Origin of the sequence: Paenibacillus guangzhouensis, from assembly GCF_009363075.1 — a bacterium.
In the GTDB taxonomy this organism is placed as follows: Bacteria; Bacillota; Bacilli; order Paenibacillales; family Paenibacillaceae; genus Paenibacillus_K; species Paenibacillus_K guangzhouensis.
In genome coordinates, this window is sequence record NZ_CP045293.1 from 2,036,286 (window position 1) to 2,061,838 (window position 25,553).

The window sequence follows — 25,553 nt, forward strand, 5'->3', positions numbered from 1 at the left end:
TGTAGCCGTATGAGTGACCTGCCTTCCGCTTCAACTTCGACTTTTAAATGCCGCGATTTCGACTTTATCGCTTGCACCCTCCCCACCACTGTGCCGAAAATCAACTGGCGTCAAGCCTGAATGCTGCTTGAACAGCTTGGCGAAATGAGAGAAATTCGAGTAGCCGACCGCCATCGCCACAGCGCTTACCGAAAGTTCGGAGTGGGCAAGCAATTGCTTCGCCAACTTAAGCCGCTCTTGCAGGATGAATTCGGGAATGGTACAGCCCAGTTCTTTCTTGAACAGTCGGGTCAAATAATCGGGATGCAGATAAACATGGTTGGCCGCCGCTTCCCGGGACAAGTTCTGATCCAGATTGGATAAAATATAGCGGGTCGCCCGCCCGATGACATCGGGAAGCGACGAAGGGATGTGTGTATAATGGGCCGCCTGAATGATCACATGCGTCAGCCACCGCTCCAGGTCAGCCAGCGAACGCGATGACGCCTCCGCCAGCCGCAGGCTGCCTTCATCACAGAACATCAGATGAGCTTGCACGCCCTGCCGCTGCAGCACCACGTGCACCATCTGCAAGAAATCTTCTTTAAAAGCGTGCAGATAGCGGCTGTTGATACCCGACTGAAGCCGTAAGCCGCGAACAAATGACCGCGTCTCCTTCAGCAGCCGCTCTTTCACCCCCTGCTGCAGCAGGGTCGCCCAGCCGCTCATATCCGGCACGACAGGCAGAGCAGGCGAAACAGCCGTTGGACGCTCCGCTTGATCAAGACACACATAAGGCTCCCCGTTTACATTATTCCGGTCAAGCGACAGCAGCCGGGAGAGTGTAGACGATATATCATGCGCTGCGATAGGCGATCCGAAATAACAGCTTACTTCACAATAAAGATGCTGCTTGCAAAACATGGCGAAGCTGCCGCATGCAATGGCCAGCTCCCGCTTCACAACCTCATGCGTTGACGCAGCGGGTATAATGAGCAGCCAGGCTTCGTTTTGGAGCTGCACCAAGTCGCTACCCGGCACCAGTCTGCCAATCTGCTCTTCCCCTGCGTTTTGCAGCGCGTACTCCAGCAGTTTCCTATCTCGCTGAGGGAGTTCCAGCTGCCAGTTCCGCACCACCACCAGGACGGGCAGCACACCGGCATCAGACAGCAGTGGAATTTGCCTGGCGGCGGCTTCACGGCGGACGGCCTCACTGTTCGCGGGGATCGTCTCATTCAGCAGATCCATCCAAAACCTTGCACGGTAAACCTTCTGGTGGGTCGACCACCACATCTTATTGCGCTGCGCCTCGGCCAATTCCTGTTCCCTGTTGGCCGTATCCGCGGCTTTGCCGATGGCCGCTTCCAGCTCCTCCTTGGATAATGGTTTTAGCAAATAGTGGGAGCATCCCAGCCGAACTGCCTCGCGCGCGAAATGAAAATCAGCATGGCAGGTCATCAGAATCGGTACCGTTTGCAGTTGTCTTCGCCGCAGCGACTCCAGCAAGTCAAGCCCGCTGCGCTGCGGCATTTCAATATCGCAAAGAAGCACATGAATATCATGTGCCTGAAAAATCTGCTCTGCAGCTAAAGCGCTATAAGCGACATGAACCGTCGAAATGCCAAGCTGCGGCCAATCGGCCATCTTTTTGACCGCTTCTACAAAATGAACCTCATCATCAACGATCAGCACGTTCAGCATAGTTGTCCCAATCCCCCTCCGATAACTGTTTCAGCGGCAGACGAATTTCTACCCTTGCTCCGCCTGCCTCGCGATTTGAAAATTGTACCGACGCAGTCCCCCCATACAACAGCTCCAGCCTGCGCCGCGCATTCCAAATGCCATGCCTGCTTCCATCCTCACGCTCCAGACTTGCACCTTGTCTCAGACTCCCCAATACGTCCGCGCTATACCCGGCGCCTGAATCCTCGATGACAATCAGGACGCCGAGGCTGTGTTCATCGGATTCCAGCCTGCCGCCAATGGTCAGCATGAATGGTTGTTCCAGCGAAAAAGCATGCTTGATAGCGTTTTCAACAAAGGTTTGAATGACCAGCGGCGGTACGGAAAGCTCCAGCAGATAGGACGGCACCTCAATACTGCTGCTTAATTGACCGGGAAAGCGCAGTTCCTGAATACGAACGTAATTGCGCATGTGCACAAGCTCTTCCCCAAGAGAGACAAAAGAGACATTGCTGCGAAATATATAACGGAAATAGTCGGCCAGGCAGCGGGACATCTCCTGAATAAGCTCATAATCGCGCACAATGGCCAAACTGTGTAAAATGTTCAGGGAATTCAAGTAAAAGTGGGGATTGATCGTCATTTGAAGCTGTCTCAGCTCCGCCTGCTGCTTTCTTAACCGCTCCTCGTAGACATGAATCTTGAGTTCGCTGATCTGGGAAAGCATCTTGTTGAAATTGTCATTAACATCACGGAATTCTATCGAAGATGAATGGTGTTCAGGAATACCTTGCATATGCCCTTCACCGATGCGCTTCATTGCGGAGAGTAATCTTCTGAGCGGCAGCATAATTGTCCGGCGAAGCAGCAGCAGACTGAGCGGCAGCAGTAAAATAGAGCCGATCGAAATGACTGTATTCCATTCCCGAAGATTGAACAGCCCTTCCAGTATGCTGTGCTCCGGTATGAGCGCCACCAGACGGAAGTTCCCTTGCCTGGACAATGCCCCCACGGTCAAATACCGTTCCGGGCTTCCTGAGAGGGTGTAGCCTCCTGTTGCAAAGCTCAGGTCAATGCCGTTGGCCTGGACTGTTGACGCGTGCATCATCGGATCGCCAGCTTCGGTGGAAAACAGCGAAAAGCCGTTTTCCACCAAGTCGTTCAACTTAAGCGGGATTAGGAGGGTCTCAGCCTTCACCCAGGCGCCAACATAGATGCCTACGTCAGCTTGAAGAAGTCGAAGCATGTAGTAGCCGCCGTCAATCTCCCGTATATTCCAGTCTCGCCCCACAAGATGAGGCTGAGGCGGCGACATGCTCAACAGGCGGGTAACCTCTTTGCCCACTGCTATTCTTTCATCATAAGGAGGGCGGGAGCTGAACGATTCAATCAGTCCGCCATCAAAAGCCGTGTACACAAAAAACTCGTCAATCGCCCCATTGCGGGTGATCTCACTTGTCAGCTGCTTGAACAGCCGCACCTTTAAGTGGGCGTACTCCGCTTCCTCTAGCTTGCTACCCAGCATATGCAAATTTGGTTCCGAGACAATCATGCCGATGAGAAAGCTGTCAGCCTCCTCCAAAAGCTTATCAATCTGATTCATGTACATCGTAATATAGCGCTGATTGCTCTCGGCCACCTGCTTGCGGACAACCTGCATGGCATAATACTGGTTGTAATTGAGCAGGGCAATCAGCGGCACTAGAATCGCCGCCACGCCCCAGATCAGCTTGAACCTGATAGTGTGACGAGCGCATCCACTGCGGCGGCGGTTCATTGTCCTGACCAGAGACTAAGCAGAAACTGTTTGTAGCGCTCATCCTGCTCCAGCTCTGCTGACTTGGAAACTTCACGGTTTTGCCGGGAATTCAGGACAGACTTTTGCAAATAGGTGAAGTACAGATGGGTTACCATCCGTGTCCGCTCGATCCAGACAAGCTTCTGGCCTGTTTCCTCGCTCTCCGGCTCCAGTGTAAATGCACTCGTAGACAACCGCGCTTCATCGATCAAAAGCTGTTTGTATTCGGGCAGTTCTGCCGGATTTTTGCCCACGCTGGCGAAATAAACGTTAAACAGCGAATCATAATACAACAGATCGGGATGATGCTCCCGCATGGATAAATATTTATTAAGGATCGCTTCTAGAGAAGATCGCGGCGCTTTGAAATCGAAATCCAGCAGCAGCCGTCCGAACATCCTCCTCAGATTGTCCACGTACACTTCGGTCGCCAACTGTTCCTTGTCTTTGAAGTGATGGTAGAGCGTCCGTCTGGAGGTACCTGACCGCGCGGCGATCAGTACAAGATCGGCGCCTTCAATTCCCTTTTCGCAAAAGGTGGCCAACGCAGCCTCCTTGATCATTTCTCTGGTGAGCTGCAGTTGCTTCTCCCTAAGCTTCATTGATTTCTCTCCTTCTTCATTGACTACGAGGCACTGTTTCTCCACTTTGCAGGAAACGGGCGCCCCGTGAGACTCGTTCATTTTTATGAATGATTCCGTCCAGCCACGCAAATAGCTTCTTGCCATCCTCCTCCGCCTCATAGAAGGCTTTCATAGGAAGCAGCGTGTGCGGAGTCGTATGTGTCTTCTCATCATACCCGTAGTCGGTAAGAAAATAATAGAAATTGGGCAACTGTTCATCAAGCTTACGTGTCGATGCCCTGAACTGGCGGCTCCACTCCTCTGAGCTCTGTTGGTCTACCTCGTCCCCTTTGCCATTCAGCCTGTTCTGAAATGATGCGAGCACTTTATCATTGGTCGTACAGGCGTGCATCAGCACGGCGCGGGCTGGCATCTTTGTGCCGTTAGCAAGGAATGCCGAAGCGATCATGTCAGCCTCCATCGGATAAGAAAACTGCTGCTGGAAATTTGCCTGCCAGTTTTGATTGACAATAGCGGACCAATTATCGGAAGCCAAAAAAGAACTGTCCGAGAGGTGGTAAATCTCTGCCTGTGCATAATGGTTGGCAATTTCGCTTGCCCAGAATGCAGAGCCGAAACCGCCAGCGCTGGAGCCGGTAATGAGCAGTTTATCCGGTGTGTCAAAATTACGGTAGATCCACTGCAACGCCTCCTGAACATTGTTGCGTCCATTATGCTTGACATGCCGTGGTCTCGCGCTGCCTGTGCGAGGGTAATCTGTGCTGGTATTGCCGATATGGAAGTCGCCTGATGCATAGGGAATGAAAACAACGTTCCAATCCGAGAACGGATTGTCCGGCCGCTGTTCGAAGATGCCTTGGTGCATACTGAGCACATAGAAGGGAATGCGTGCAAAGTAGTAGCCGAATTGGCCGTGCTTGAGATATGAGCGCAGCGATAAAGGTACATTCGCAGTCACTCCATCCCAGCAAGCGCCGCCGCCCGAGAAGTAAATCATCAGATTTCGGCTTTCACCTTTTCGAGTATACAGGAAATATTTCGAGCCGTCGGTAGCTACGGTCTTATTGCTGAGACGAACCTTGTTCCACTTACCCGGCTTCGTCGCTTGAAAATCCTGTTGTTGACTCGGTCTTTTAATTAGCTTGCGGTTCAAGTAGACGATCGAAAGGACGGCCACAGCAATTACAAAAAAAAACGTTCGCTTCACCTTTTTCATTTCATTGTTCCCCTCTCCCTGCTCAAGCTCAAGCAGGATCATTTAAGTTTTGGCTTCTAACCTGTCGCCATCCTTTATTGCGGTACAATTCGGGTCGTTCCCCGGTGAAAACAGCGGCAGCGCGCCGGTCGCCCATCAAGCGGTAGCACAGCCACGCGGTCAAATACCCTCTATGCATGCCGCCGTCTCCCATGCTCTCCAGATGATCGGCCGCTTTGGTCATCGCCATCACCGCCGGTTGTTCAGCACGAATACCAAGATAAGCGCTCCGATTGGCTGACTCCGGTGAAATGATGAAATCATGGGTGCCTGCCATCAGAAAAAGCGGGACTTGCAGCGCGCCGATGTCGTAGACGTCCTTGGGATCGCACCATTTCAAGGCGGGGAGCGCAATGGTGACGACCGTCTGCAGCGGCTCCTCCAAATGTTTGCCCGCGTTCAGCACGCCCGTCGCCCCTTGCGACTGGCCGACTGCGCCGATGCAGTCCACCCGCAGCTTTCCATAGAAGGGGCTTTCTTCTCGGACATTCTCCTGTCTGATGTAGCGTACTGTGTCGGCAATTTCCTTGCCTGTGCCTGTGTTGCGGCAATAACTATCGATGACTACGAAGCCCCATCCGGCCAAATGATTCAGCAAGCCTTCATAATGATCTGGCTGTGCGTTCGTGCCATTGCCCCATACGATCACCGGACAGGCGTCAATACACTTAGCCTGAGAGGGGTCGGTGTGATCAGCTGGATAGTTAATTGTGTACAACGGCCGCCCATTGCCGTCATTCACCGTCATGCTTGTGCAGCGGTAGGGGCCAGCCTCGCCATATTGCTGCTCCAGCGGCTCCGGTCGGTAACGGTACAAGCGCTCACGCAATTTAAGCGCATACATAATGAGTACCGCTCCCGGCACTAACAGCCATTTTATCCAGAGACGTTCAGTCGGTTTTTCCGAAGTTGTCATGTTGGCCGTTCCTCTTCTCTTATTCAACTTATGTTACACCTAGGTAATTCAATGCACACCGTGTGTAATTAATTATATTTTTGAACAGCATGGCTGTCAATATAACCGATGCCTAGAGAACGGAAAATATGTTTTGTAGATCGAATACGGGGACAGTATGTGGGGCGGGCGTTTCGCGAGTGGACACTTATTCCGCTATTTGCCCGAAAATCACGCTAAACGAGACTTTGGAGGACAACCGTTCCGTTATTCTCGAGAAAATGCGCCAATTACCCGCTTTTTTTACAAATAACGGATCTGGTGGCCGCTCATTTTCTTAAAACTCCAAATTTGCAAGGAACCTGGCCTCGGTTTCTCACTCCTGCTATTCATAGCCTGGTCACTACCTGGCATTTCATTCTTTTAGCTTTCCCCCCCACTACGAGCCTACCAACCTCATCATGCAGTTCACGAGCATCGAGCCTAACTTGAAACCATTCTGATTACTTTAACACCGAAACCCAACACGTCAGCTTCCCAATGCCCTATCCTGCACGCTGCACTCATCCGTAAATTGCTAGTTCCCATAAAGCAATGAGGGCTGCCCCCGAAGCCACGTTTATGGCTCCGGGGACAGCCCCGCTCAATTTATTCGCAATGCGTACAACAAACCACACACACTCACGCCACTGACTAGTCACTGTAAAGTTCCATGGCGGTCTGAGCCTTGCTCCACAAGGCTTTTCCCCGCATTTCCCCTAACGCACAGAACCTCATCTCTCTAGTTATCACCATTTCATAGCCCTACGACCAGGATGATTTGTATTATTGTTATCGTTATACTTTCGTCGTTTGAATGCCCAACTCCTCTAAACCTGTAACAGTCTCCGCATCAATGCCTGCATCGGTAATGATTTCCGTAATTTGACCGAATCCGCTGATCCTCGTAAAGGACTGCAAGCCGAATTTACTTGAATCCGCAAGCAAAATCACTTGATCCGCAATATTTAGCATGGTGCGCTTGACGGTGGCCTGCCATTCATTCGATTCGCTTAAACCGCGGTCGAACCGAATACCTTTGCAGGATATAAAGGCCTTGTCGACATGATAGGACTCAAGCGTCCGTTCTGTCAGGGGGCCGACGAAGGAGAGCGATCTGGAGGCGAGGATTCCTCCCGTCGAAAGGACTTGAATCTTCTCTTTCGTGCTTAATTCGGTTGCGACTTTGATCGAATTAGTTAAGACGGTTAGCGACATATCCGGCATAAATGACGCCATGTACCAAGCCGTCGTACTTGCATCGAGAACAATCCGATCATTTGGTGCTATGCGCTTGATCGCTTCCAAGGCGATTCGCTTCTTTTCCTCGGCATGCTCGACTTCCCGCTCAAAGAAGGGCGTCTCGTTCTGTTGATCCGTATCTTGAATGCGGATCGCTCCGCCATGGCTGCGGCGCAGCCTTCCCGCTTTCTCCAGATTGTCCAAATCGCGGCGGATCGTCTCTTCTGTCACACCGCAGAATTCACTAAGCTCTGTTACGCGAATGCTTCCCCGCTCGTTAACCAATTGCACAATTCTCTCATAACGTTCTAAGACTAGCATGGAGTACCTCATTTCCATCGTACTTTTACTCATATTACATAGTATATCATGTGGATGGTAGGGGATACACCAGCGCCTTGGCTTAAGGAAATGCGTTATTCTATCGAGTGAATGCCGCCGGTACGCCGCCATCAATCGTTAACATGCATCCCGTCGTCTTGTCGGATTTGGATGAAGCAAAAAATGTGATTCCCTCCGCAATATCCTTAGGATAGATATTCACAAGCAGTGTTGTACGTTTGCGATAGTATTCTTCGAGTTGATCTGGTTCGATCCCATACGCCGCAGCCCGTTCATTCCGCCAGGAACTGTTCCAAATGGCTGAACCTTGAAGAATCGCATCCGGCAAAATCGTATTGACGCGAATGCCGAATTCGCCGCCCTCGGCAGCAATACAGCGTGCAAGATGCGCTTCGAGTGCTTTGACTGCGCTATAAGCTGATGCGTTTTTGCCGGCATAGACCGTGTTCTTGGAACCGACGAATACCATGTTCCCTCCGATGCCTTGACGTTTCATCATTTTGAACGCTTCACGTGCAACCAAGAAATATCCCGTGCCGAGCACATTTATGTTCAAGTTCCATTCCTTAAGCGTGGTCTGGTCGAACGAACTGGAAGTCGCCAACCCTGCGTTATTCACGATGATATCCACCCCGCCATACATCAACGCCGTCTCATCATAGGCCGCTTGCACCGCTTGCTCGTCCGTCACATCCATTCGTACGGCAAATGCACGGTTCGCTCCATACTTTTCATTAATATCTTGCGCTACCTGCTGCGCACCTTCCAAGTTCAGGTCGGCGAGCACGACATGCGCGCCTTCCGATACAAGCCGGCGTGCCGTTTCGCTGCCAATCCCCCCTGCTCCGCCGGTAATAAATGCAATTTTTCGTGAAAATTCAGCTTCGGCAGGAGCCAAAGAAAGCTTGTAGAGCTCTAACGGCCAATACTCCACTTGGTACGACTCTTTCTCGGACAAGGAGACGAACTGACCGAGTGACGTTGCGCCGCGCATCACAGCGATCGCACGGTGATATAATGCGCCACTGACTTGCGAGAGAGCCCAGCTCTTGCCTGTATTGATCATACCGATACCCGGGATAAGGATGACGCGCGGCGCAGCTTGGAACATGCGATCACCTTCCGACTTATTTCGTTCGAAATAGGCCGTATATTGTGTCTTATAGGCATCAATGCCTTCAATTAACTTCGCTTCTAATCCTTCAAGATCCTCAGGATCCGGCGTCCAATCGATAAATAGCGGTACAACTTTCGTATGTACCAGATGATCCGGACAGGCTGCGCCAACTTGAGACAGCTGCGGCGAATTATTACCGCCTACGAAGCTTAATACATCCGCCTCATCGTCAAAGGACAGCATCATCTTCTGAGAATCCGATACCACCCCGCGGATGATCGGCATCACCCGTGCGGCGATCTGATGACGCACCTCCATTGGCAGCGCTTGGTGTTTCAAACCTCCGAACAATTGCGACTCATTCATGCGCGCTTCAATATAGTCTGTTGCTTCATTAATGATGCGAATCGTCTGCGCGTAGCACTCTTCCTGCGTCTCGCCCCACGTGACAAGTCCATGCTTCTCCATAAGAACAAGCTCGGCTTTCGGATTCGCCATGACGCCATCCGCGATCATCTTCGACAACGTAAATCCTGGACGGATATAAGGCACCCATACGAACCGATCGCCAAATATCTCCTTCGCAATCTCCTTACCGTTATCTGCGCAGCATAGACTAATAATCGCATCCGGATGGGTGTGATCGACATGCTTGAACGGAAGAAACGCATGCAGCAGCGTTTCGATCGAGGCACGCGGATGTTTGGCATCGATCATGCAATGTCCCAAATAAGCAACCATTTCCTCATCCGACATCGAATCACGTTCGATCAGTGGCCGGATATCCTCCAACCGAAGCCCGGTAAAATGACATGCCTTCATAGATCCAAGGTCCGAGCCGCTGCCTTTGACATACATGACCTCGATTTCGCGTCCGCGAAAATCCAGAACCGTCGTTTTGGAAGAAGTATTGCCGCCATAAATGTTGCACACACGACGATCTGCTCCGATCAGGTTGGAGCGATAAGCTAATAGATCAAGTGCACTTCTCATTTGCGAAGCCGTTGCGTCATCCCATAGGTTTTGAACCATCATTGATTCCCTCCGAACAAGTTGTTTTGTTGTTATCTTTTAATCAGCACTTCTTGTTCATAACTTTTCACGGCATGAAGCCAGTCTTCTCTTACAGGAACTCCTGCTTGCGCGCAATAATAATCCCACACCGCGCCAAAAGGATAGGACTTAAATTCTTCCACGAGCGCAAGACGAGAGGTATAATCACGGTCCTCTTCCAGCTTTCTCAATATATTCACTGGCTCTAGCATAGCTCTCAGCAACGCCTTCTGCGTATTACGCGTCCCGATCACCCAAGCGGCGACATGGTTGATACTGCCATCGAAGTAATCCAATCCAATATGCGTGCGGTCGAGGAAATTGCCTCGAACTAGTTCTCGAGCAATATCGAGCAGTTCATCATCCATCGTCACGACATGATCGCTGTCCCAGCGGACAGGCCGGCTCATATGAAGCAGCAGCCGATCCGTAAACATCAGTATGGAAGAAATTTTACCTGAGATCATCTCTGTCGGGTGAAAGTGGCCTGAATCCAGGCACATCGCCTTGCCTCTGCTCATGGCATAGCCCATATAAAATTCATGCGATCCGACGACATAACTCTCCGACCCGAGACCGAACAGCTTGCTCTCTACTGCATCGATATTGTGCGCTGGATTCGCTACTTCTTGGAAAATCTCATCAAGTGCTTCGCAGAGACGAACTCGCGGAGACAGCCGGTCTACCGGCGTATCCTTGTAACCGTCCGGCAACCAATAGTTCGTTACGCACGGTTGACCAAGCTGTTCCCCGAAGTAGGCGCCAATTCGACGCGATGCCTTGCAATGCTCAATCCAGAATTGGCGGATTTCAGGATCAGGGTGGCTTAACGTAAATCCATCCTCAGCCTTCGGATGGGAGAACATGGTCGGATTAAAATCAAGCCCTAAGCCATTCTGTTTGGCCCACTCCACCCAGCCTTGAAAATGAACCGGCTCGAGCTCATTCAAATCAACTTGCACATCGGTATCCGCATAGATGGCATGCAGATTAACTTTGTGCTTCCCCGGGATCATGGACAACGCTTTCTCCAAATCCTGACGCAACTCATCAGGTGTACGCGCTCGCCCAGGATACTTACCCGTGACGGCAATCCCCCCGCTTAATGCTTTATCCTTGAAAAGGAACCCCTGCACATCGTCTCCTTGCCAGCAGTGCAGCGAAATTTTTATCTCGCTTAGCTTGCGCAGTACTGCATCCACATCGATTCCATGCTTGGCATAAAGCTGCTTAGCTTCATGATAGCTGGATTCAATCGCTTGATTCATAAAAGTCGTTCCTCCTATTCGTTATGATTTAATGGATAATGACAAATGGATCTGGTGCCAATGCAAAAGAATTTGATCTCGGCCCTCCATTTGCTGCGGGAAATATGCTGTTGGCGGGAAGGTCTGGGCAATACACCGACGCGCAGCTCCAAGATCCGATAGCCTACTCGCAGCAATCATCTGAACGGCCAGATTGCCGAGCGCAGTGGATTCCGAAGGGCCTGCTTGCACCTCGATTTCAAGCAGATCGGCCGTCAGCTGACAGAGAAGCGCATTCTGCGATCCGCCGCCGACGATATGGAGTACCTCAATCGGCTGACCATGCAGCCGGTTCAACTCTAACATCGCGTCATAGTAGGTTAATGCGAGACTATCGAATATGCAGCGGGCGAGCTCTCCTGGCGTTCCCGGAACGGGTTGACCGCTCTCCTGACAGCAATTCTTAATTTCCATGATCATGCTCTTCGGACTTAGGAATCTATCATGATTACAGGGAACGAGACTGCGAAATGCGGGGGAATACGAGGCAAGCTTCGCCATTTCTCCGAAGCCGTGCGCTTCCCCGAGCTCTCTGCGCACCTCTTGAATCATCCACATGCCCATAATATTTTTGAGGAACCTATACGTCCCGTTCATTCCCCATTCATTAGTATAATTGCATTGTAACGCTTCCATCGTATTCAGCGGCTGTTCCCGTTCAACACCAAGCAACGACCAAGTGCCGCTGCTGAGATATGCCCAAGATCGGTCTCCTTGAATAGGAACGCCTACGACAGCGGAAGCCGTATCATGCGTCGGCACGACGATCAGTTGACAGTCCGGCAAGTTAAATGTGCTTATAAGCTCTGGCAGTATCGGCCCTAACGATTCTCCCGGTTCCTTCAGGCTTGCAAATTGATCCTTGCGAAGTTGAACCAGCTCCAGCAAGTCCTCGTCGAAATCTCTCGATGCTACATTCAATAACTGCATGGTAGACGCATTTGTGCACTCGTTCATTCGCTGGCCAGACAGACGATAATACAAATAATCGGGCACAAGCAGAATACTGCTCGCGCGAAATAATTCATCCGATTCATGGGCAAATAGCTGATAAAGCGTATTAAAGCGTTGTTCCTGAATGCCAGTCTTCGTATAGACGACCTCCCGGCTCAACTGCTGATGCAGCCGATCCGGTACCTGCTCTGTGCGGTCATCCCTGTAGGCAAAGACGTCTTGTAGGCGAGCTCCACTCTCATCGAGCAGCACGTAATCGACAGCCCATGTATCGATGCCGATCGTACAGGCGTCAATGCCCTGCTGTTTCGCCTTCTGCAGCCCTTTGATCACTTCCATAAATAAATAATCGATATCCCAATACAAATGCCCGTTCCTCTCGGTCATTTCATTCTTGAACCGATAAATTTCTTGCAGGTCAAGCTGGCCAGCATCGACGTTCGCCGCAACCAAGCGGCCGCTGGATGCACCTATATCAATTGCGATATGCATAAACATCTTTATCTTTGATCACATCCGTTTGTATTGTTTTTATTCCATATTTAGATCATAACACTTTTGTTTTTGTTTATAAATATGTTTTTTGATTTTTTGGTTTTTTTTGTTTTTTTAAATATCTATAAAGAAATTGAACACCCTAATGTGAACTTGTTCTTTTCAGAGAAGCAAGGAGATTGCCTGACCACTAGAGCTGCGCATCTAATTATTGATCATATTGCCTTGAAAGTCAGCGTTACTACTGAGGAACCGATTACGACAAAAATATAAACATCTTTAAGAGGATCGCAAAAAAGCCGCTGTAATTATCCTTGTTCATGTCGGCAGCTGACCTCCTGCCGTTTTCTTGCTCCAGTTTCTAAAGCGTAGACGTTATAGGGCAACGAGATAGAGCATCATAGTTCAAGGTGGGATTATTATTATCGAAAAAAGAAGACCTGGTTATTGGTCTTCTTACTTCCTTTCTTGTCAGGTTTGTTTATGTTCACCCCACACAAAACACCCCCATTCTTCGGGGTTACCTGAGTGAAACTGGTATATTTTCGACTTAATCATTTAACTGCTAGTTCATTTGCGATCGCAACGCCAGTCTTGACGGCGATCCTCAGCCGATTCTCTAAATACCCTCTCATGCTTACGTTAATCGCTATTGCAGCACTGATTAGTATCTCGCTTATTGCCATGGTCGTATATATCATGAATTCTACCATGCAATTGTATTTCATTGATTTGGCTGAACAGCATTTCCCATCAGCCAAAGACTTGGCTTCATCCTAGTAGAATTACACCGTTTCTATCGGTTGATATCCCTGTCCATAGAACATCAGGTTATTGAAGAATCTCTCGATAACCTGATGTTGTTACGATTGTGATAAAGCTATATTATTCTATCATTGCTGGTAGGATATGTTCCTTGATCAATGTCCATCGATCCCGAGGATTCACGATGAATGATGAGGCAATAGCTACAACGAGTTTTTTATCGGGTACGCAACAAATGATGTTACCGCCATCGCCTATAGCGCAGTATGCACCCAATCCTTCCTCTTCGCTTAACCACCACAGATATCCGTAACGATCAGGAGTCAACGCTATGGATTGGTCTATCCATGATTCCTGTATGACCTGAACATTATCCCATCGCCCTCGGTTCAAATAGAGCAGTCCAAATCGTGCCATATCCCGGGGAGTTAACGTCAGTCCCCACCCGCCCGTGGAATGATGTTCCGGATCGGAGACCCAACCTCTTACCCGACTCCCGAATAAATCCTCGAACTCATAGGATGTCATGCCATAATCCGGTATCTCCCTCATGCCGATAGGTTTAAATAAACGTTCGTTCGCAAATGCACGGGCACTCTGTCCGGTGCTACGCGTAATGATACAGGATAGCAAGTGCGCCCCTGCGGTCGAGTATTTATAGGCGCCAATTCTTCCTTTCGGGTCCAAGAGATCCAGCGCATAGGTTACCCAATCCGATTGGATGCACATCTTGTCCAGCGGTTCGTGCCAGTCTGCGAATGAATAAGGAGCTGTCATCGTGAGCAGATGGCGAATCGTGATGTCACGTTTCAAGTCATCCGCTGTACCCAGGACATATTCAGGAAAAAAGTCCAGAACCTTCTGGTCTACACTCGTAATATACCCAGCATCGATAGCAATCCCGATGAGCGCCGACATCACACTCTTCGTTACAGAAGCTACATGCTGCGGATCTTCCGGACGATATCCATGATCATACCTCTCATAGGCGATATAACCGTTCCGAACGACAACCATTCCGGTGATGTTGCTGTACTCCGTTCTAATCAGAGCATCTAGAGCAGATAGCTTCTCTGCGTTCATACGCAACATTGCCGGCGCAGCAGATCGCCAATCTGTTGTTGGCCAATAACTTGCTAGGTTCATAGATACACCCCTCTACGTATTTCTTTATCTCTTCTTCACGGGAAAATACACCTCGGTTACAAAATCTTCAGGAACGGCGACCTGATTGGGGTCCGTGACATAGATTTCATAGGGTGAGCTCACTAATGTATAGCCTTCATGTTCCACCCATTCCCTCAACTTCGCGTAGACGGATGTCAATTCAGAATAAGCACCCTTCACAACGGATCTCGCACATAAACCGCCAGACATTTCTCTCGTGCCCTTCACCGCCTCCTGAATCGGAATAGCAAACTCCGTATCATTTCCCGCAGGATTGTATTCAGGGCTATGAAAAATCGTCATTGGCGTACCGAGCATTGTTAGTTTCTCCGTCGCAATTTTTTCATAGAGTCGGCTAAAATACGATCCCAATCCTAACGCATAATCATGACTGCTCATCATCTGTCGGATCGAGAGGATATTCATCGGCTCGACACCGACAAGCTGCACTTCGATATGGTTAAGATAAGACATGATCGATATGCCTTGCTGCAAATGAAGCATATCATCGTTCATTTGCATTAAGGTAAGTTCATAATCGTTTATCTTTTTTTGAATTTCCTGTTTCTTGCAATGCAGTGCTGCATGTAGCTTCTCGTCTGATTGATCCTTCTCTAGTTCAAGCATGGCTTTGATCTCATCCAGCGAGAAGTGAAAAGATTTCATTCGGCTAATGAACAACATGGTCTTAAGCTGCCGGATAGCATAATACCTATAACCATTCTCTGGATTAATCTCTTCCGGATGAATTAGTCCGATCTCGTCATAATATCGAAGCGTCTTCGTCGATACACCGCAAATCTTCGAGAATTCGCCAATGGATAGCACATGATCACCTCCCTTCGCTTCTACTATGCACCTTCCCCTAAGGGCAAAGTCAATCGCTAATATACCAGAGGATCCTTCATCCCCTGCAATTATAAATAACAACGATCAAGAACCAAAAATGGCAGCCCGGAAGGGCTGCCATGCTTATAAAACTTCATGCTATTTTCGAACGGAGAGGATGAACTTCTCCAGGGAACCTGTATCGGTAATACTCTGATTACATCCACGGTTCTCTATACAGACGTATTGACCAACGGCATGATAATTGTCCGGCGAAGCATTCGCTGGTTTGGTCTTGACTAAGAAGAATGCGAGTTCATGATGCCGATTACAGAACAGGCAGTACCCTTTCTTGTGTGTCGGCGTGATTCTTCCCTCAATGCCAATGAACTGTCCTTCGAACGGATATACGATGAACAATTTATTCGTTGCAATATCAATCCAGCTCAGATACGTCACATAACGAAAGTCAATGGATGAGAGATCAGGTACTTTCAACTTCTTATTTTTAGGGAATAACTTCTGAATTTGCTTCAGCGTTATTGTCGGATACGGCACTAGGTACGGCTCTAACGCGCTTAGATATCGCTGGAAATCATAAGCTGTTTCGAACGATGTTATTTGTTCCAACATCTGCTGTTGGTGCTCAGTTAGCATAGGAAATGCTTCCATAATGATCGTTGCAGCACGATATCTTACGGTCTCCAAGACCCTCCGATCCGCGACAGTGCGAAGTGTATTCTGCAGGAATTCCGTTTGTTTCTTAATCACGTTAAATTGATGGTTTCTAATAAATGGTGTATTCATTTGCTTCAGCCCCTTATTTGTTATGAAAATTCATAAGGTGCAAAGCCCATTATTAGAAACGATAAAGTTAAGTGTGGGCGACCAGACTATCATTCTATCGCACCTCACGCAAAGTATCGCCCTAATCTAGGCTTTGCATGAGGACCCCCTAGCGAATGAGCAATTCTGAATTGCCATCAACAACACCCCCAATCATATTTCAATGCGAAGAAGTATAACAGAAACTTCCAAAAGATGCAATTCATCATATAGAAATAGGACAACTTCACTCGAATTTCCTTTATGCCTGAATAGTTGTATAATAAAACTAAGCAAATTAAAGGGGAAATGTATGTGCCATTTTTAAGATTTAAAGGTTTTGATAAGCATATCATCGAGCAATTATCTCCAAGCATCATCGACGAGTTCGCTGAGCTGGTTAGTATTCCGAAGGAAATTGTAAAAATTGAACTCCTTCACATCGAACAAATCACAAATTCTCCATTATCCGTGGAAATTTATATGTTTCAGAGGGAACAAGCAATACATGATGCTGTTGCTTCCATGATCCATGAGAAATTCAGCGAATTAGGCTATAGCCATCTTCACATCTTCTTCGTGATCCTCTCTCCTTCGCTATACTACAAAGAAGGCAAACCATTGCATGAGCATCCGAACCAACATTATCAGATGAATTTCTGATTGTTCATACCTCAGTGACAAAGCATCATTCATGAACATTGATGCTCGTCGTCCCGAATTCTTTTACGTTCACTTTGACTTGATAACGGATCGTGGCCTCAGCGAACGAATCATCCCAATCCTTCTTTATCGTCTGCCAGGCGCGAGGATAATAGATTCTCACATACTCACTCAAGCCGATGGCATCAGCTCGATATTCTTTCTGTACACGGTGCAGCATCTTATCGATACGATGCCTGATTTGCTTGATCGTCTCCTCCTCGATGCGCTTAATAAATTGGTTATCAAAATCATCCCCAGTCGCCCATTGTTCTCCAAGACGACCTTCTGATTCAATCACGATATCAAAGGAAACCCGCTTCCCTTCAAGATGAGGGCGAATTCTGCTCTTCATTGATGTAATCTCATATAGAATAGATTTCCCTGATCGTGAATCATAGGATTTCAGCACACCGCCTTTTACTTTGGCCGTCATCCAATTGATGGACTCGAGATCTTCTTCACTTAAGAACCCAATGAGTTTACCTGTTTTTCCGTAGATCACGGCCGCTCCGGCAAACTTCACTTCGCCATCGGCAGTAATAATGTTCTGAAGCAAAAAGCTCGATGAGGAATTAATCTCTGGCAACAATTTCGATAAAGACATCGGCGGAAGGATCCGACTGCTCCTGTACTGGTTGTCCGTAATCGAGAGTAACCGCATCGAGGGAAAATCGCTCTTATCCTTCATATCAAGCGCATTGCGCGCCTCCCCTTTGCAGATTAAGACAAGACAGCTTGGACGAAATTCCTGCTCACGGATAAAGAAATCGAATAAAAGCTGCATGTTGTACTTTCTCGCAACCTCATCGCTGATAACGATCACTTTATAATGCTGGCCAAAAATGGGACGATCATTCATCAACGCAATTTCTCGAGTCGCCTCATACAAAGAGTCACTCGTTACGGAAATATTGCGATATTTTTTCTCCCCTGCTCTACCTGCACCGCCGTCACTCTGACTCAGTTGGACCATTTGATAGGTTAACGTCAGGGCATTGCGTTTGGTATACCCCCCGCCTTTTCGCTCAAAATCCTGCTCCAGCTGTGTTTCCTTGCCAAGATCAACGGCTGCACCGATCGTAATACCGAGATCTTCAATTTCCTTCCGGCTCCAACAGCCGGTTAATAGGATCAGAATGACTAGCATGCCGCCGATCCATGTCACTCTCCAGCTCTGCCATTGCCTAATCACGTCTGTACACCTCTTATTTTAGCTACACCGAGCAGAATGATCGGAAGCACGACGAACATCAGGAAAGCCATATTCCCGATTTGATCACTGAATTGGAACAGATCATTAATGTTTTTGGGGAGCATAGCAACGATGTATATGACAGGCATGAGCATATACAAGAACGGATTCATGTCCTTTTTCACCGTCTTAGCCAGCCCCATGGCTGCCGAGTAGTGCGTAATCACGAAGGTCGTGAATATCTGCATCATCCAGATGACGAGCAGCAGCGATTCATAGCGTTCGAAGAATATGCCTGGAAATTCGAAGCTCTTGATCAACGTAATCGTCGGCCAAGCAAGGCTGATCACACCCTCAATCGTTAATGCCCCAATGACCATGACCGCCGTTGTTACGTAGAAAAGAAGCGGGATTACGATCCCGATGATTACGGCCTTTTGGGCCGTCTTTGGATTCTTCATGTACGCAAGGAGTAAGAGCATGATCTCGAATCCGCTAAATGAAAGAGCTGTCGTCTTGACGCCTTTTAATACAGGGGTAATCCCAAGTCCGAGCACAGGCCGTAAATTATTGATGTCAAAAATCTTCAAACTCATCACCGCGATGATGACGAATATGATAACAGTAATCGGGAAAATGATCTCAAACAGCCTGGTAATAGCGGAAAAGCCTCCAACGACAAGGTAGATTCCTACCCACATAAAGGCAATAATCATGGCTGAGCGCGGCGTCCCCTCAAGCAAGAACAGCGTATTGACTTCTGCCATGGCGCGCAGCATGACGCTTGACATCGAGATGAAATAGACGATCATCATCAGATTCAGGAAACAGCCGATCCACTTACCGACAAGCAGTTGACTGTATTCGTAAAAGGTCATTCCGGGGAATTTCTGACTTAACTTGACGATGATCAGACCTGCGAGCATGGCGATTAATCCGCCAATGATGATCGAGAGCCAAATGTCTGGTGTCTTTACCTTCTCAACTGCGGATCTAGGAAGTGTAAGAATACCGACCCCGAGGATGTAATTGGCGACGATCACGACAGCCTGATGGGTTGTTATCTTATCCTGTGCGCTGATTTCTGCCATTTGATCACTCCCTTTCACTTTTTGCGTATCGTATTCTTCGTATTCATCATCTTAGGCCTGCGCTTCATCAATTTGAACGGTGCGCGCACGACGAAATCCTTCCAGTCTTGCAATCGATAGGGTGCGGCCGGACTGATATACGGGACGCCGAAGCTGATCAACTTCGACAGATGACTGCAGAGCAGCAGGAAGAATAATACAACCCCGTAGAGCCCGAATATCGCTGCGAATATCATGGCCATGAAGCGAAGGATTCGAAGCGCAATGCCAGCATTATATTGCGGAATCGCGAACGAAGATATCGCTGTCACCGCCACGACGATCACCATGAGCGGACTGACGATTCCCGCTTGAACTGCCGCTTCGCCAATAACTAACCCGCCAACAATGCCAATGGTCTGACCGATCGGCTTAGGGAGCCTAAGTCCCGCTTCACGAAGAATCTCCAGCGCAATCTCCATGATGAGTACTTCGATAAGCGAGGGAAATGGCACGCCCACTCTAGTCGCTGCGATGGAGAGTGCTAGCTTCGTTGGGATCAGACCTTGGTGAAACGAAATAAATGATATGTAAAGGGAAGGCCCAAACGTCGATACAAATGCGGCAAAATACCGAAGGATGCGCACCAATGTCCCTGGGATCCAGCGCTCATAATAATCTTCAGGCGATTGAAGCAGCATGTTGAAGGTTGTCGGGACTGTTAAGACGAAAGGCGTTCCATCCAGCAGAATGGCTACCCTTCCTTCCATTAATGCGCTGATGACACGATCAAGCCGTTCCGTACTCTGAATTTGTGGGAATGGGGATAGAAAGTTATCCTCGATGAGCTGCTCAATGTATCCTGTGTCTTGAACATCATCCAGATTAATCCTTTCAATTCGAGCTTGAACCTCCTGGACTAATGACTCATCGGCAATATCCTTGATATATGCAATGGCAAGTTCTTTCGTTACGCGTTGTCCAACACGAAGCTCCGTAATGGTTAAGTTTGCTTTCTCACCATGTTGTCTAAGTAGTGTTGTATTATCGCAAATGCTCTCATTAAAACCAAGTCGCGGCCCCCTAACCAAAATTTCAGAAGAAGGCTCTCCCGCACTCCGCGTAATCTCTTTTCTTGTCCCGAGAACGATGACTACTCCATCACTGTGATCCAACATGAATGCCGTATGGCCTCGCAAGAGTTCGGTCGAGAGGTCTGAGAGTCGTGCGACTTCTCTCACGATGCCGATGGACAAGACATGGTTGAGCAAATATTGCATCGTGTAAGCTGTGGTGCATGCGTATCGACTTTGATCATCGCGTGCAGCCAGATCTCCCATAAGCGATTTCAAGATATGCGTATCGATCAGATCTCGATCCGATATGCCATTAAAAAAAACGATCGCGGCTCGTTGCTTCGTATGGCCGAGATGGAACGAACGAATATTCAAATCCGTCTCATTCATAAAATGCGTCTTTACGCGATCTAAATCATTGTCTAGATTGCCGATAAAATCAGGTTGCGCTGGCTGCTGCTCCGTATTGTCTTGTACGGATTTGTCCTCTGTTCTGGATTTGGTCTGCGACATGATCCGAGACAAGGTATAAGGAATGGCTACGACAAGAAAGGCTTGCAGGAGAACCGACCCGTTCGGAAGATAAGATACAAATGTATTCCACATGCTTCATCACCTGTTAAATAATATGTAACTTGGTAAGATTACCTATTCATTGATATCATTCGGCCCTAAAATTCTGATTGATTCGGCCTCGCCGCATAACATATATTGACAGGTGATTCGTGATCGGACTATAATTCATATAATACCTAGTAACTTAGTATGAATTATTGATACGAAGGAGTGTCATGCATGCCAAAAGTTCAAACGTTCAAAGCATCTGCCCATTTACAAGATGGCGTGAAGGTCGTTACACAAGCAAGACAATTCGAACTCATCATCGATGAGCCGAAAAACCTTGGGGGTACGGATACGGGGATGAATCCTGTCGAAGCTCTGCTCGCTTCTTTAGGCGCCTGCCAATCCATTGTCGCTCGAGTCTATGCTCCAAAGTTCGATGTTGTATTAGAAGATTTCAGAGTAGATGTTGAAGGCGAGCTGGATCTCGATGGATTTTTCAACCGTTCTGAAGTTCGGCCAGGCTATTCTGATATCCGGTATACATTCTATATCAAAACCCCCTCATCCCCCGAGAAAGTCGAACAATTCGTACAGTTTCTAGAGAGCAAATGCCCCGTGGGCGATACGATTGCGAACCCTGTTCATCTTACGCTGGATCGCATCGTGATAGAAAATTAAGATTAGACTAGGCTATGCCGCAGAATACATAGAAGGCTACAGGGCTGCACGGGTGCATTCTTGTAGCCTTTTTACATACACACCATTCTTTACATCACTATCGCAAGACTGCATAATGATCTTCAGGTAAGTATGTATTTGAAGATCTTATACTCTACAAAAGGAGAGCGATTCTTGTGCGCGAAACCTGTGTCCCATCTGGCGTGAATCTCAAAGATACCGGCTTTGGATATACATTGTCCTTAATTGACGGTAAATATAAAATGATCATCATCTATTGGCTATCTGAAAAAAAGGTCATGCGTCATAATGAGCTGAAACGAAGTATCGGCAGCATTTCCTTCAAAACACTTAGTATGATGTTAAAAGAACTGGAGGCAGATGAATTGATCATACGCAAAGAATATCCTCAAATCCCGCCTAAAGTTGAATATTCCTTATCTGAACGGGGCCTTTCACTCCTTCCCATGTTGAATCTGATGTGTGAATGGGGAGAGCAAAATCGTCTTACAGGTTGTCAATAAAATGGAGGTAAGCCTGCGCGCTGCTCTCCAATTGGTTAGCAGGGGTCTCAAGTTCTAGGCCAGGTACATTCTCGCCGGCTTCCCCCTCCGTACCATAGAATGCGAAGAATGATCGATAATCTGCCTTACAGTACAGGAAGCTCGTCTCAAAAGGCGATAACAATTGGTCCAACGTATATCGATATCTCCCCTCTTCCCGATAATCATCTTTTTTGATACCCGCCGATACAGCAAGTGCAATTTTACGATGCATTAATTTATCTCCTTTGGAACCATATGCCCATCCATAAGCTAACACATCGTCGAACCATTTTTTGAGGAGTGGCGGACAGTTGAACCAATAGATGGGGAATTGAAAGACAATATTGCCATGCGACTCGACCAATTGTTGTTCTTGATCCACGTCGATTTGACCATCAGGATATACCTTATGCAACTCATGTACCGTATATTTATCCGGATATTGTTGGAGTTCTTCAACCCATCGTTTATTGACAACGGATGTTTCGAGGTTAGGGTGTGTGACGATAACTAGTGTTTTCACAAATAAATCCTCCTTAGTAAAATTGATGTTCTGAGTATAATCCTCCTACTACAAATATGTAAGTATGCACTTTTAGTACAGGTACTTACCTTAAGGTAAGCACTCCAATCGAAAGGAGCGAATCTATGTATTCTCAATTTATTTTACTTGCAATCATCATGACCTTTATTATCGGTCGGTTGATCGGGACGAAAATCAGTTTCTTTAAACAAGTGATGGCTTCGTTATTCAGCGTCATCGTGACATCTACGGTGTACTGGTATACATATCTGCGCTATCATGACAGTGATAGCTTTAATGTCGACGGTTGGTTATGGCTGCTCAGTTTGGTGATCGTCTCCTTGCTCTTCTACCTCTTGTTCGAGATCTTTGATCCCATCGCACTGAATGACCTAGGCGATCGTCTCGCCGATACGAGAAACCCAATTCGCAAGCTGTTCGGTTGGTGGCGTAGACAGCGAAGATATATCCAAGTGCTCTTTATCGCGCTTAAGCACGGTGTAGGTAAGAATCTTGCCGTCAGACGAACACCGATGTCAGACCAGAAGCTGGCGGTATCGCTTCGGCGAACGCTAGAGGATTGCGGAGGGTTCTTCATCAAATTCGGTCAAGTATTATCGACGCGTTCGGATCTGCTGCCTCAACCCATCATTGAAGAATTATCTATTTTGCAGGAGAACGTCTCCAAGTTAACGACAGCCCAAGTGGAGGCAATATTGAACAAAGAATTGAAGCGACCAAAAGACGAGACGTTCCTCGCATTCGAGATGGAACCTCTCGCCGCCGCTTCCATCGGCCAATGAAGCGTATCCGATCATCAGCATCTTTGGATACGCGGGAATATTGATTAGCGCGATTTTGTTAATCCGAGTCGCCATCCACGCGGTACGTCACTTGAAGCAAATGAACGAATAATAAAAAGGCAGAAGCCCGATGAATCGGATTCTGCCTTTTTGCTATGATTCGATTGAGAATTGCACGTTCGGTATTATTTTTTCATCCATAACTTATAATAGTCGACCCAGCCCAGCGCGTTAATGTCTACGCCTGCTAATTCAGGTTGCGCGAGCATCGTGATGCGGTTCCGATATAACGGAAGAAACCCGCCATGCGTTAACAAGAGGCGTTCGAATGCTCTCCATTGCTGATATCGTTCGGATCGATCTGGTGTCCCGTATAACATCTGAGCTGTGTGTTCAAACCGTTCTCTTTGTTCTTCGTTCGCATGCAAATAGAGATAGCTGTTCCTCGACAAGAACATATGCAGCAAAGAAAGTTCAAAATCATCGCCAATTGAGGCACTATCGTGGATGACATCTGCCTCCATTACTCGTATTGGATTTAATAATTCTTCGGTTGTAAATTGATACACCTCTAATCTGATCCCATACGCCGCACATCGCATTTTGATCCATTCTGCATCTTGTCGATGGTCGTCTTCCATAAACGTGTATAGGCGAAGCACCTCGCCTTGATAATTGCTCTTCGTTAGCAATGCATGAACTTCGTGCTCATCATTGATGCCTCGGATCTGTGGCTCGTTGTCATGATCGCCTTCAAAGAACTCATCTGTAAGTAAACGATGAACAGGTTCAATCCCCTCTCCACCTAACGCCAACATGTAGTCCTTGGTATCAAGAATCAGGGCAAGCGCTTGTCTAAAATGTGGGGACGCCGTAACACCTTCTCGCATCTGTTGTAAGCTAAGATAGGTAATATTACATTCCATCCTTGCTGTTCGTCTGTCTGCAGTGATTCCCGTTTGATATGGATTCATGCTAGATATCGATTGTTCTCGTGGTGAGATATACTCCAAGTCGTATGAAGATCCAAGCCTTCCAGGGTCATCCAATAGATTCGACACGAACCAGATCTCAACCCGATCCAACAAGGCTCGTTCGCGAAAATACGAAGGAAAAGCCTCCAACACCAGCATGGAATCATCATTTCTGATTAAACGGAAGGGGCCTGTTCCTATAAATTGATCACGGCCGTTCAACTGGCATCGTTCAACCGCTTGTACTTGCACAATGGACAGATGCGGACTGCACAGGAGACGATCGAACCAATAACATGAGTTATGAAGATGGATCTGTAGGGTATATGCATCGATCACATCCATCTGTTCAATGATCTCTACCATCCATCGATAGGGTGAATTGTCCAACTTCACACGATCAAATGTATACCAGATGTCCGTTGTATCAAGCTCTTTGCCATTATGAAATTGTACCCCTTTGCGTAAATAGATGGTCCAGATTCGACCATCATGACTAGAGGCGGCATGATGCGCCAAATGCGCGACTGTTCGTTGCGTAAGAGGATCATAACGAAATAAGGTATCCGCCATTTGCATGATGATATGACACTCAGAGCGCAGATACATATGGATGGGATCTAATCGGGTCAATGGATCGTCAAAGCGTAATCGTAAGGTGTCATGCGGTTTATCCTGACGCATTTCTTGCTGATAGCCAAACTGTGTATCGAACCAATTCCGGAACTGTTCGGAAGCGAATGGGAGCCTATGTCTATATTGCTGATGCAGCGCTAATGCTTCCTTTATTTTCCCTTGATAGACTAGCTCTTTAGCCGTCCTCAGATAGTATTCGTCTAGCGTTACGAGCAATATTAGTTGTGAATGATTCCCTCTTCCTCGCCCAGGTACCCATTGAATCATTCCCTGGTCTACCATCTTGCGAATAATGAGTTTTGCATTCCGAACGGTGCAGCAGAGGAGCTCAGATAATTGATCCATCGTGATCGTTATTCCTTGCAGGAGAGGCGCGTCCGGATACCGGGAGCATATCCGATCGTAGTCATCGAGTAATGGCATCTTCTATATTCCTTTCTAAGAAAAGCTGAAAAAAAG

The 25,553-nt window shown here is 47.8% G+C and carries 22 protein-coding genes; 5 read left to right on the forward strand and 17 right to left on the reverse strand.

All coding sequences use genetic code 11. The annotated features are described in order from the left end of the window. Positions 1–30 precede the first annotated feature (30 nt). The 9 genes from GCU39_RS09230 to rhaB form a co-directional block, all read right to left on the reverse strand. Complete coding sequence (locus GCU39_RS09230) at positions 31–1,680, reverse strand: response regulator (protein WP_152393243.1); 1,650 nt, start codon at positions 1,678–1,680, stop codon at positions 31–33. Then, complete coding sequence (locus GCU39_RS09235; protein ID WP_152393244.1) at positions 1,658–3,439, reverse strand: sensor histidine kinase; 1,782 nt, start codon at positions 3,437–3,439, stop codon at positions 1,658–1,660. The genes GCU39_RS09230 and GCU39_RS09235 overlap by 23 nt, the downstream gene beginning before the upstream one ends. After that, the gene (locus GCU39_RS09240) at positions 3,436–4,062 is read right to left on the reverse strand and encodes a TetR/AcrR family transcriptional regulator (protein ID WP_193726838.1); all 627 of its coding nucleotides are present in this window, start codon (positions 4,060–4,062) and stop codon (positions 3,436–3,438) included. The genes GCU39_RS09235 and GCU39_RS09240 overlap by 4 nt, the downstream gene beginning before the upstream one ends. 16 nt (positions 4,063–4,078) lie before the next feature. Continuing rightward, complete coding sequence (locus tag GCU39_RS09245) at positions 4,079–5,260, reverse strand: pectin acetylesterase-family hydrolase (protein WP_193726839.1); 1,182 nt, start codon at positions 5,258–5,260, stop codon at positions 4,079–4,081. Positions 5,261–5,288: 28 nt separating this feature from the next. Beyond that, positions 5,289–6,242, reverse strand: coding sequence for a poly(ethylene terephthalate) hydrolase family protein (locus GCU39_RS09250; RefSeq protein ID WP_152393247.1), 954 nt, complete (start codon positions 6,240–6,242; stop codon positions 5,289–5,291). A gap of 789 nt (positions 6,243–7,031) precedes the next feature. Then, positions 7,032–7,796, reverse strand: a complete 765-nt coding sequence (locus GCU39_RS09255) for a DeoR/GlpR family DNA-binding transcription regulator (protein ID WP_152393248.1) — start codon at positions 7,794–7,796, stop codon at positions 7,032–7,034. A 100-nt stretch (positions 7,797–7,896) separates the two neighbouring features. Next, positions 7,897–9,966 carry a bifunctional aldolase/short-chain dehydrogenase gene (locus tag GCU39_RS09260; RefSeq protein WP_152397158.1) on the reverse strand — a complete coding sequence of 690 codons (2,070 nt, stop codon included), beginning with the start codon at positions 9,964–9,966 and terminating at the stop codon, positions 7,897–7,899. Positions 9,967–9,998: 32 nt separating this feature from the next. Further along, entirely contained in the window at positions 9,999–11,255 is a 1,257-nt protein-coding gene (rhaA, locus tag GCU39_RS09265) for an L-rhamnose isomerase (RefSeq protein WP_152393249.1), read from the reverse strand. 21 nt (positions 11,256–11,276) lie between these two features. Next, positions 11,277–12,746, reverse strand: a complete 1,470-nt coding sequence (rhaB, locus tag GCU39_RS09270; RefSeq protein ID WP_152393250.1) for a rhamnulokinase — start codon at positions 12,744–12,746, stop codon at positions 11,277–11,279. A gap of 525 nt (positions 12,747–13,271) precedes the next feature. On the opposite strand from rhaB, the gene GCU39_RS31875 reads away from it, so the two are divergent. Continuing rightward, entirely contained in the window at positions 13,272–13,523 is a 252-nt protein-coding gene (locus GCU39_RS31875) for a hypothetical protein (RefSeq protein ID WP_227793510.1), read from the forward strand. Between the two features lie 105 nt (positions 13,524–13,628). Here GCU39_RS31875 and GCU39_RS09280 read toward each other — a convergent pair whose 3' ends face one another. The 3 genes from GCU39_RS09280 to GCU39_RS09290 all read right to left on the reverse strand — a co-directional run bounded on the left by GCU39_RS09280 (position 13,629) and on the right by GCU39_RS09290 (position 16,310). Then, a complete protein-coding gene (locus GCU39_RS09280) occupies positions 13,629–14,654 on the reverse strand; it encodes a serine hydrolase domain-containing protein (protein WP_152393251.1) in 1,026 nt (341 codons plus the stop codon). 24 nt (positions 14,655–14,678) lie between these two features. After that, complete coding sequence (locus GCU39_RS09285; protein WP_152393252.1) at positions 14,679–15,503, reverse strand: MerR family transcriptional regulator; 825 nt, start codon at positions 15,501–15,503, stop codon at positions 14,679–14,681. 159 nt (positions 15,504–15,662) lie between these two features. Beyond that, a complete protein-coding gene (locus GCU39_RS09290; protein WP_152393253.1) occupies positions 15,663–16,310 on the reverse strand; it encodes a FusB/FusC family EF-G-binding protein in 648 nt (215 codons plus the stop codon). A 333-nt stretch (positions 16,311–16,643) separates the two neighbouring features. Here GCU39_RS09290 and GCU39_RS09295 point away from each other — a divergent pair, with 333 nt between their 5' ends. Further along, the gene (locus GCU39_RS09295; protein WP_152393254.1) at positions 16,644–16,991 is read left to right on the forward strand and encodes a DUF1904 family protein; all 348 of its coding nucleotides are present in this window, start codon (positions 16,644–16,646) and stop codon (positions 16,989–16,991) included. 25 nt (positions 16,992–17,016) lie between these two features. On the opposite strand, the gene GCU39_RS09300 is transcribed toward GCU39_RS09295, so the two are convergent. From GCU39_RS09300 to GCU39_RS09310, 3 genes are read right to left on the reverse strand one after another with little or no spacing between them, the layout of a single operon-like run. Further along, entirely contained in the window at positions 17,017–18,225 is a 1,209-nt protein-coding gene (locus GCU39_RS09300) for a Ger(x)C family spore germination protein (RefSeq protein ID WP_227793511.1), read from the reverse strand. Next, entirely contained in the window at positions 18,222–19,316 is a 1,095-nt protein-coding gene (locus GCU39_RS09305; RefSeq protein WP_152393255.1) for a GerAB/ArcD/ProY family transporter, read from the reverse strand. The genes GCU39_RS09300 and GCU39_RS09305 overlap by 4 nt, the downstream gene beginning before the upstream one ends. Positions 19,317–19,330: 14 nt before the next feature. Continuing rightward, entirely contained in the window at positions 19,331–20,977 is a 1,647-nt protein-coding gene (locus tag GCU39_RS09310; RefSeq protein WP_152393256.1) for a spore germination protein, read from the reverse strand. 189 nt (positions 20,978–21,166) lie between these two features. Here GCU39_RS09310 and GCU39_RS09315 point away from each other — a divergent pair, with 189 nt between their 5' ends. Beyond that, positions 21,167–21,613, forward strand: a complete 447-nt coding sequence (locus GCU39_RS09315; protein ID WP_152393257.1) for an OsmC family protein — start codon at positions 21,167–21,169, stop codon at positions 21,611–21,613. Between the two features lie 176 nt (positions 21,614–21,789). Continuing rightward, positions 21,790–22,137 (forward strand): winged helix-turn-helix transcriptional regulator, encoded by a 348-nt coding sequence (locus tag GCU39_RS09320; RefSeq protein ID WP_152393258.1) that lies wholly within the window; start codon positions 21,790–21,792, stop codon positions 22,135–22,137. Here GCU39_RS09320 and GCU39_RS09325 read toward each other — a convergent pair. Further along, positions 22,121–22,681 (reverse strand): NAD(P)H-dependent oxidoreductase, encoded by a 561-nt coding sequence (locus GCU39_RS09325; protein ID WP_152393259.1) that lies wholly within the window; start codon positions 22,679–22,681, stop codon positions 22,121–22,123. The genes GCU39_RS09320 and GCU39_RS09325 overlap by 17 nt on opposite strands. A gap of 125 nt (positions 22,682–22,806) precedes the next feature. Between GCU39_RS09325 and GCU39_RS09330 the strand changes: the two genes are divergently transcribed. Then, on the forward strand, positions 22,807–23,484 hold the full coding sequence (locus GCU39_RS09330; RefSeq protein ID WP_152393260.1) for an AarF/UbiB family protein: 678 nt from the start codon (positions 22,807–22,809) through the stop codon (positions 23,482–23,484). Positions 23,485–23,669: 185 nt separating this feature from the next. On the opposite strand, the gene GCU39_RS09340 is transcribed toward GCU39_RS09330, so the two are convergent. Further along, positions 23,670–25,517, reverse strand: coding sequence for an ABC transporter substrate-binding protein (locus tag GCU39_RS09340; RefSeq protein WP_152393261.1), 1,848 nt, complete (start codon positions 25,515–25,517; stop codon positions 23,670–23,672). Positions 25,518–25,553 lie beyond the last annotated feature (36 nt).

What these genes read in the sequence shown, in the direction of transcription:
- GCU39_RS09230 (WP_152393243.1), bottom strand. Translation starts at nt 1,680, where the DNA reads ATGCTGAACGTGCTGATCGTTGATGATGAGGTTCATTTTGTAGAAGCG.
- GCU39_RS09235 (WP_152393244.1), bottom strand. Translation starts at nt 3,439, where the DNA reads ATGAACCGCCGCCGCAGTGGATGCGCTCGTCACACTATCAGGTTCAAG.
- GCU39_RS09240 (WP_193726838.1), bottom strand. Translation starts at nt 4,062, where the DNA reads ATGAAGCTTAGGGAGAAGCAACTGCAGCTCACCAGAGAAATGATCAAG.
- GCU39_RS09245 (WP_193726839.1), bottom strand. Translation starts at nt 5,260, where the DNA reads ATGAAAAAGGTGAAGCGAACGTTTTTTTTTGTAATTGCTGTGGCCGTC.
- GCU39_RS09255 (WP_152393248.1), bottom strand. Translation starts at nt 7,796, where the DNA reads ATGCTAGTCTTAGAACGTTATGAGAGAATTGTGCAATTGGTTAACGAG.
- GCU39_RS09260 (WP_152397158.1), bottom strand. Translation starts at nt 9,966, where the DNA reads ATGGTTCAAAACCTATGGGATGACGCAACGGCTTCGCAAATGAGAAGT.
- rhaA (WP_152393249.1), bottom strand. Translation starts at nt 11,255, where the DNA reads ATGAATCAAGCGATTGAATCCAGCTATCATGAAGCTAAGCAGCTTTAT.
- rhaB (WP_152393250.1), bottom strand. Translation starts at nt 12,746, where the DNA reads ATGTTTATGCATATCGCAATTGATATAGGTGCATCCAGCGGCCGCTTG.
- GCU39_RS09280 (WP_152393251.1), bottom strand. Translation starts at nt 14,654, where the DNA reads ATGAACCTAGCAAGTTATTGGCCAACAACAGATTGGCGATCTGCTGCG.
- GCU39_RS09290 (WP_152393253.1), bottom strand. Translation starts at nt 16,310, where the DNA reads ATGAATACACCATTTATTAGAAACCATCAATTTAACGTGATTAAGAAA.
- GCU39_RS09305 (WP_152393255.1), bottom strand. Translation starts at nt 19,316, where the DNA reads ATGGCAGAAATCAGCGCACAGGATAAGATAACAACCCATCAGGCTGTC.
- GCU39_RS09310 (WP_152393256.1), bottom strand. Translation starts at nt 20,977, where the DNA reads ATGTGGAATACATTTGTATCTTATCTTCCGAACGGGTCGGTTCTCCTG.
- GCU39_RS09315 (WP_152393257.1), top strand. Translation starts at nt 21,167, where the DNA reads ATGCCAAAAGTTCAAACGTTCAAAGCATCTGCCCATTTACAAGATGGC.
- GCU39_RS09330 (WP_152393260.1), top strand. Translation starts at nt 22,807, where the DNA reads ATGTATTCTCAATTTATTTTACTTGCAATCATCATGACCTTTATTATC.
- GCU39_RS09340 (WP_152393261.1), bottom strand. Translation starts at nt 25,517, where the DNA reads ATGCCATTACTCGATGACTACGATCGGATATGCTCCCGGTATCCGGAC.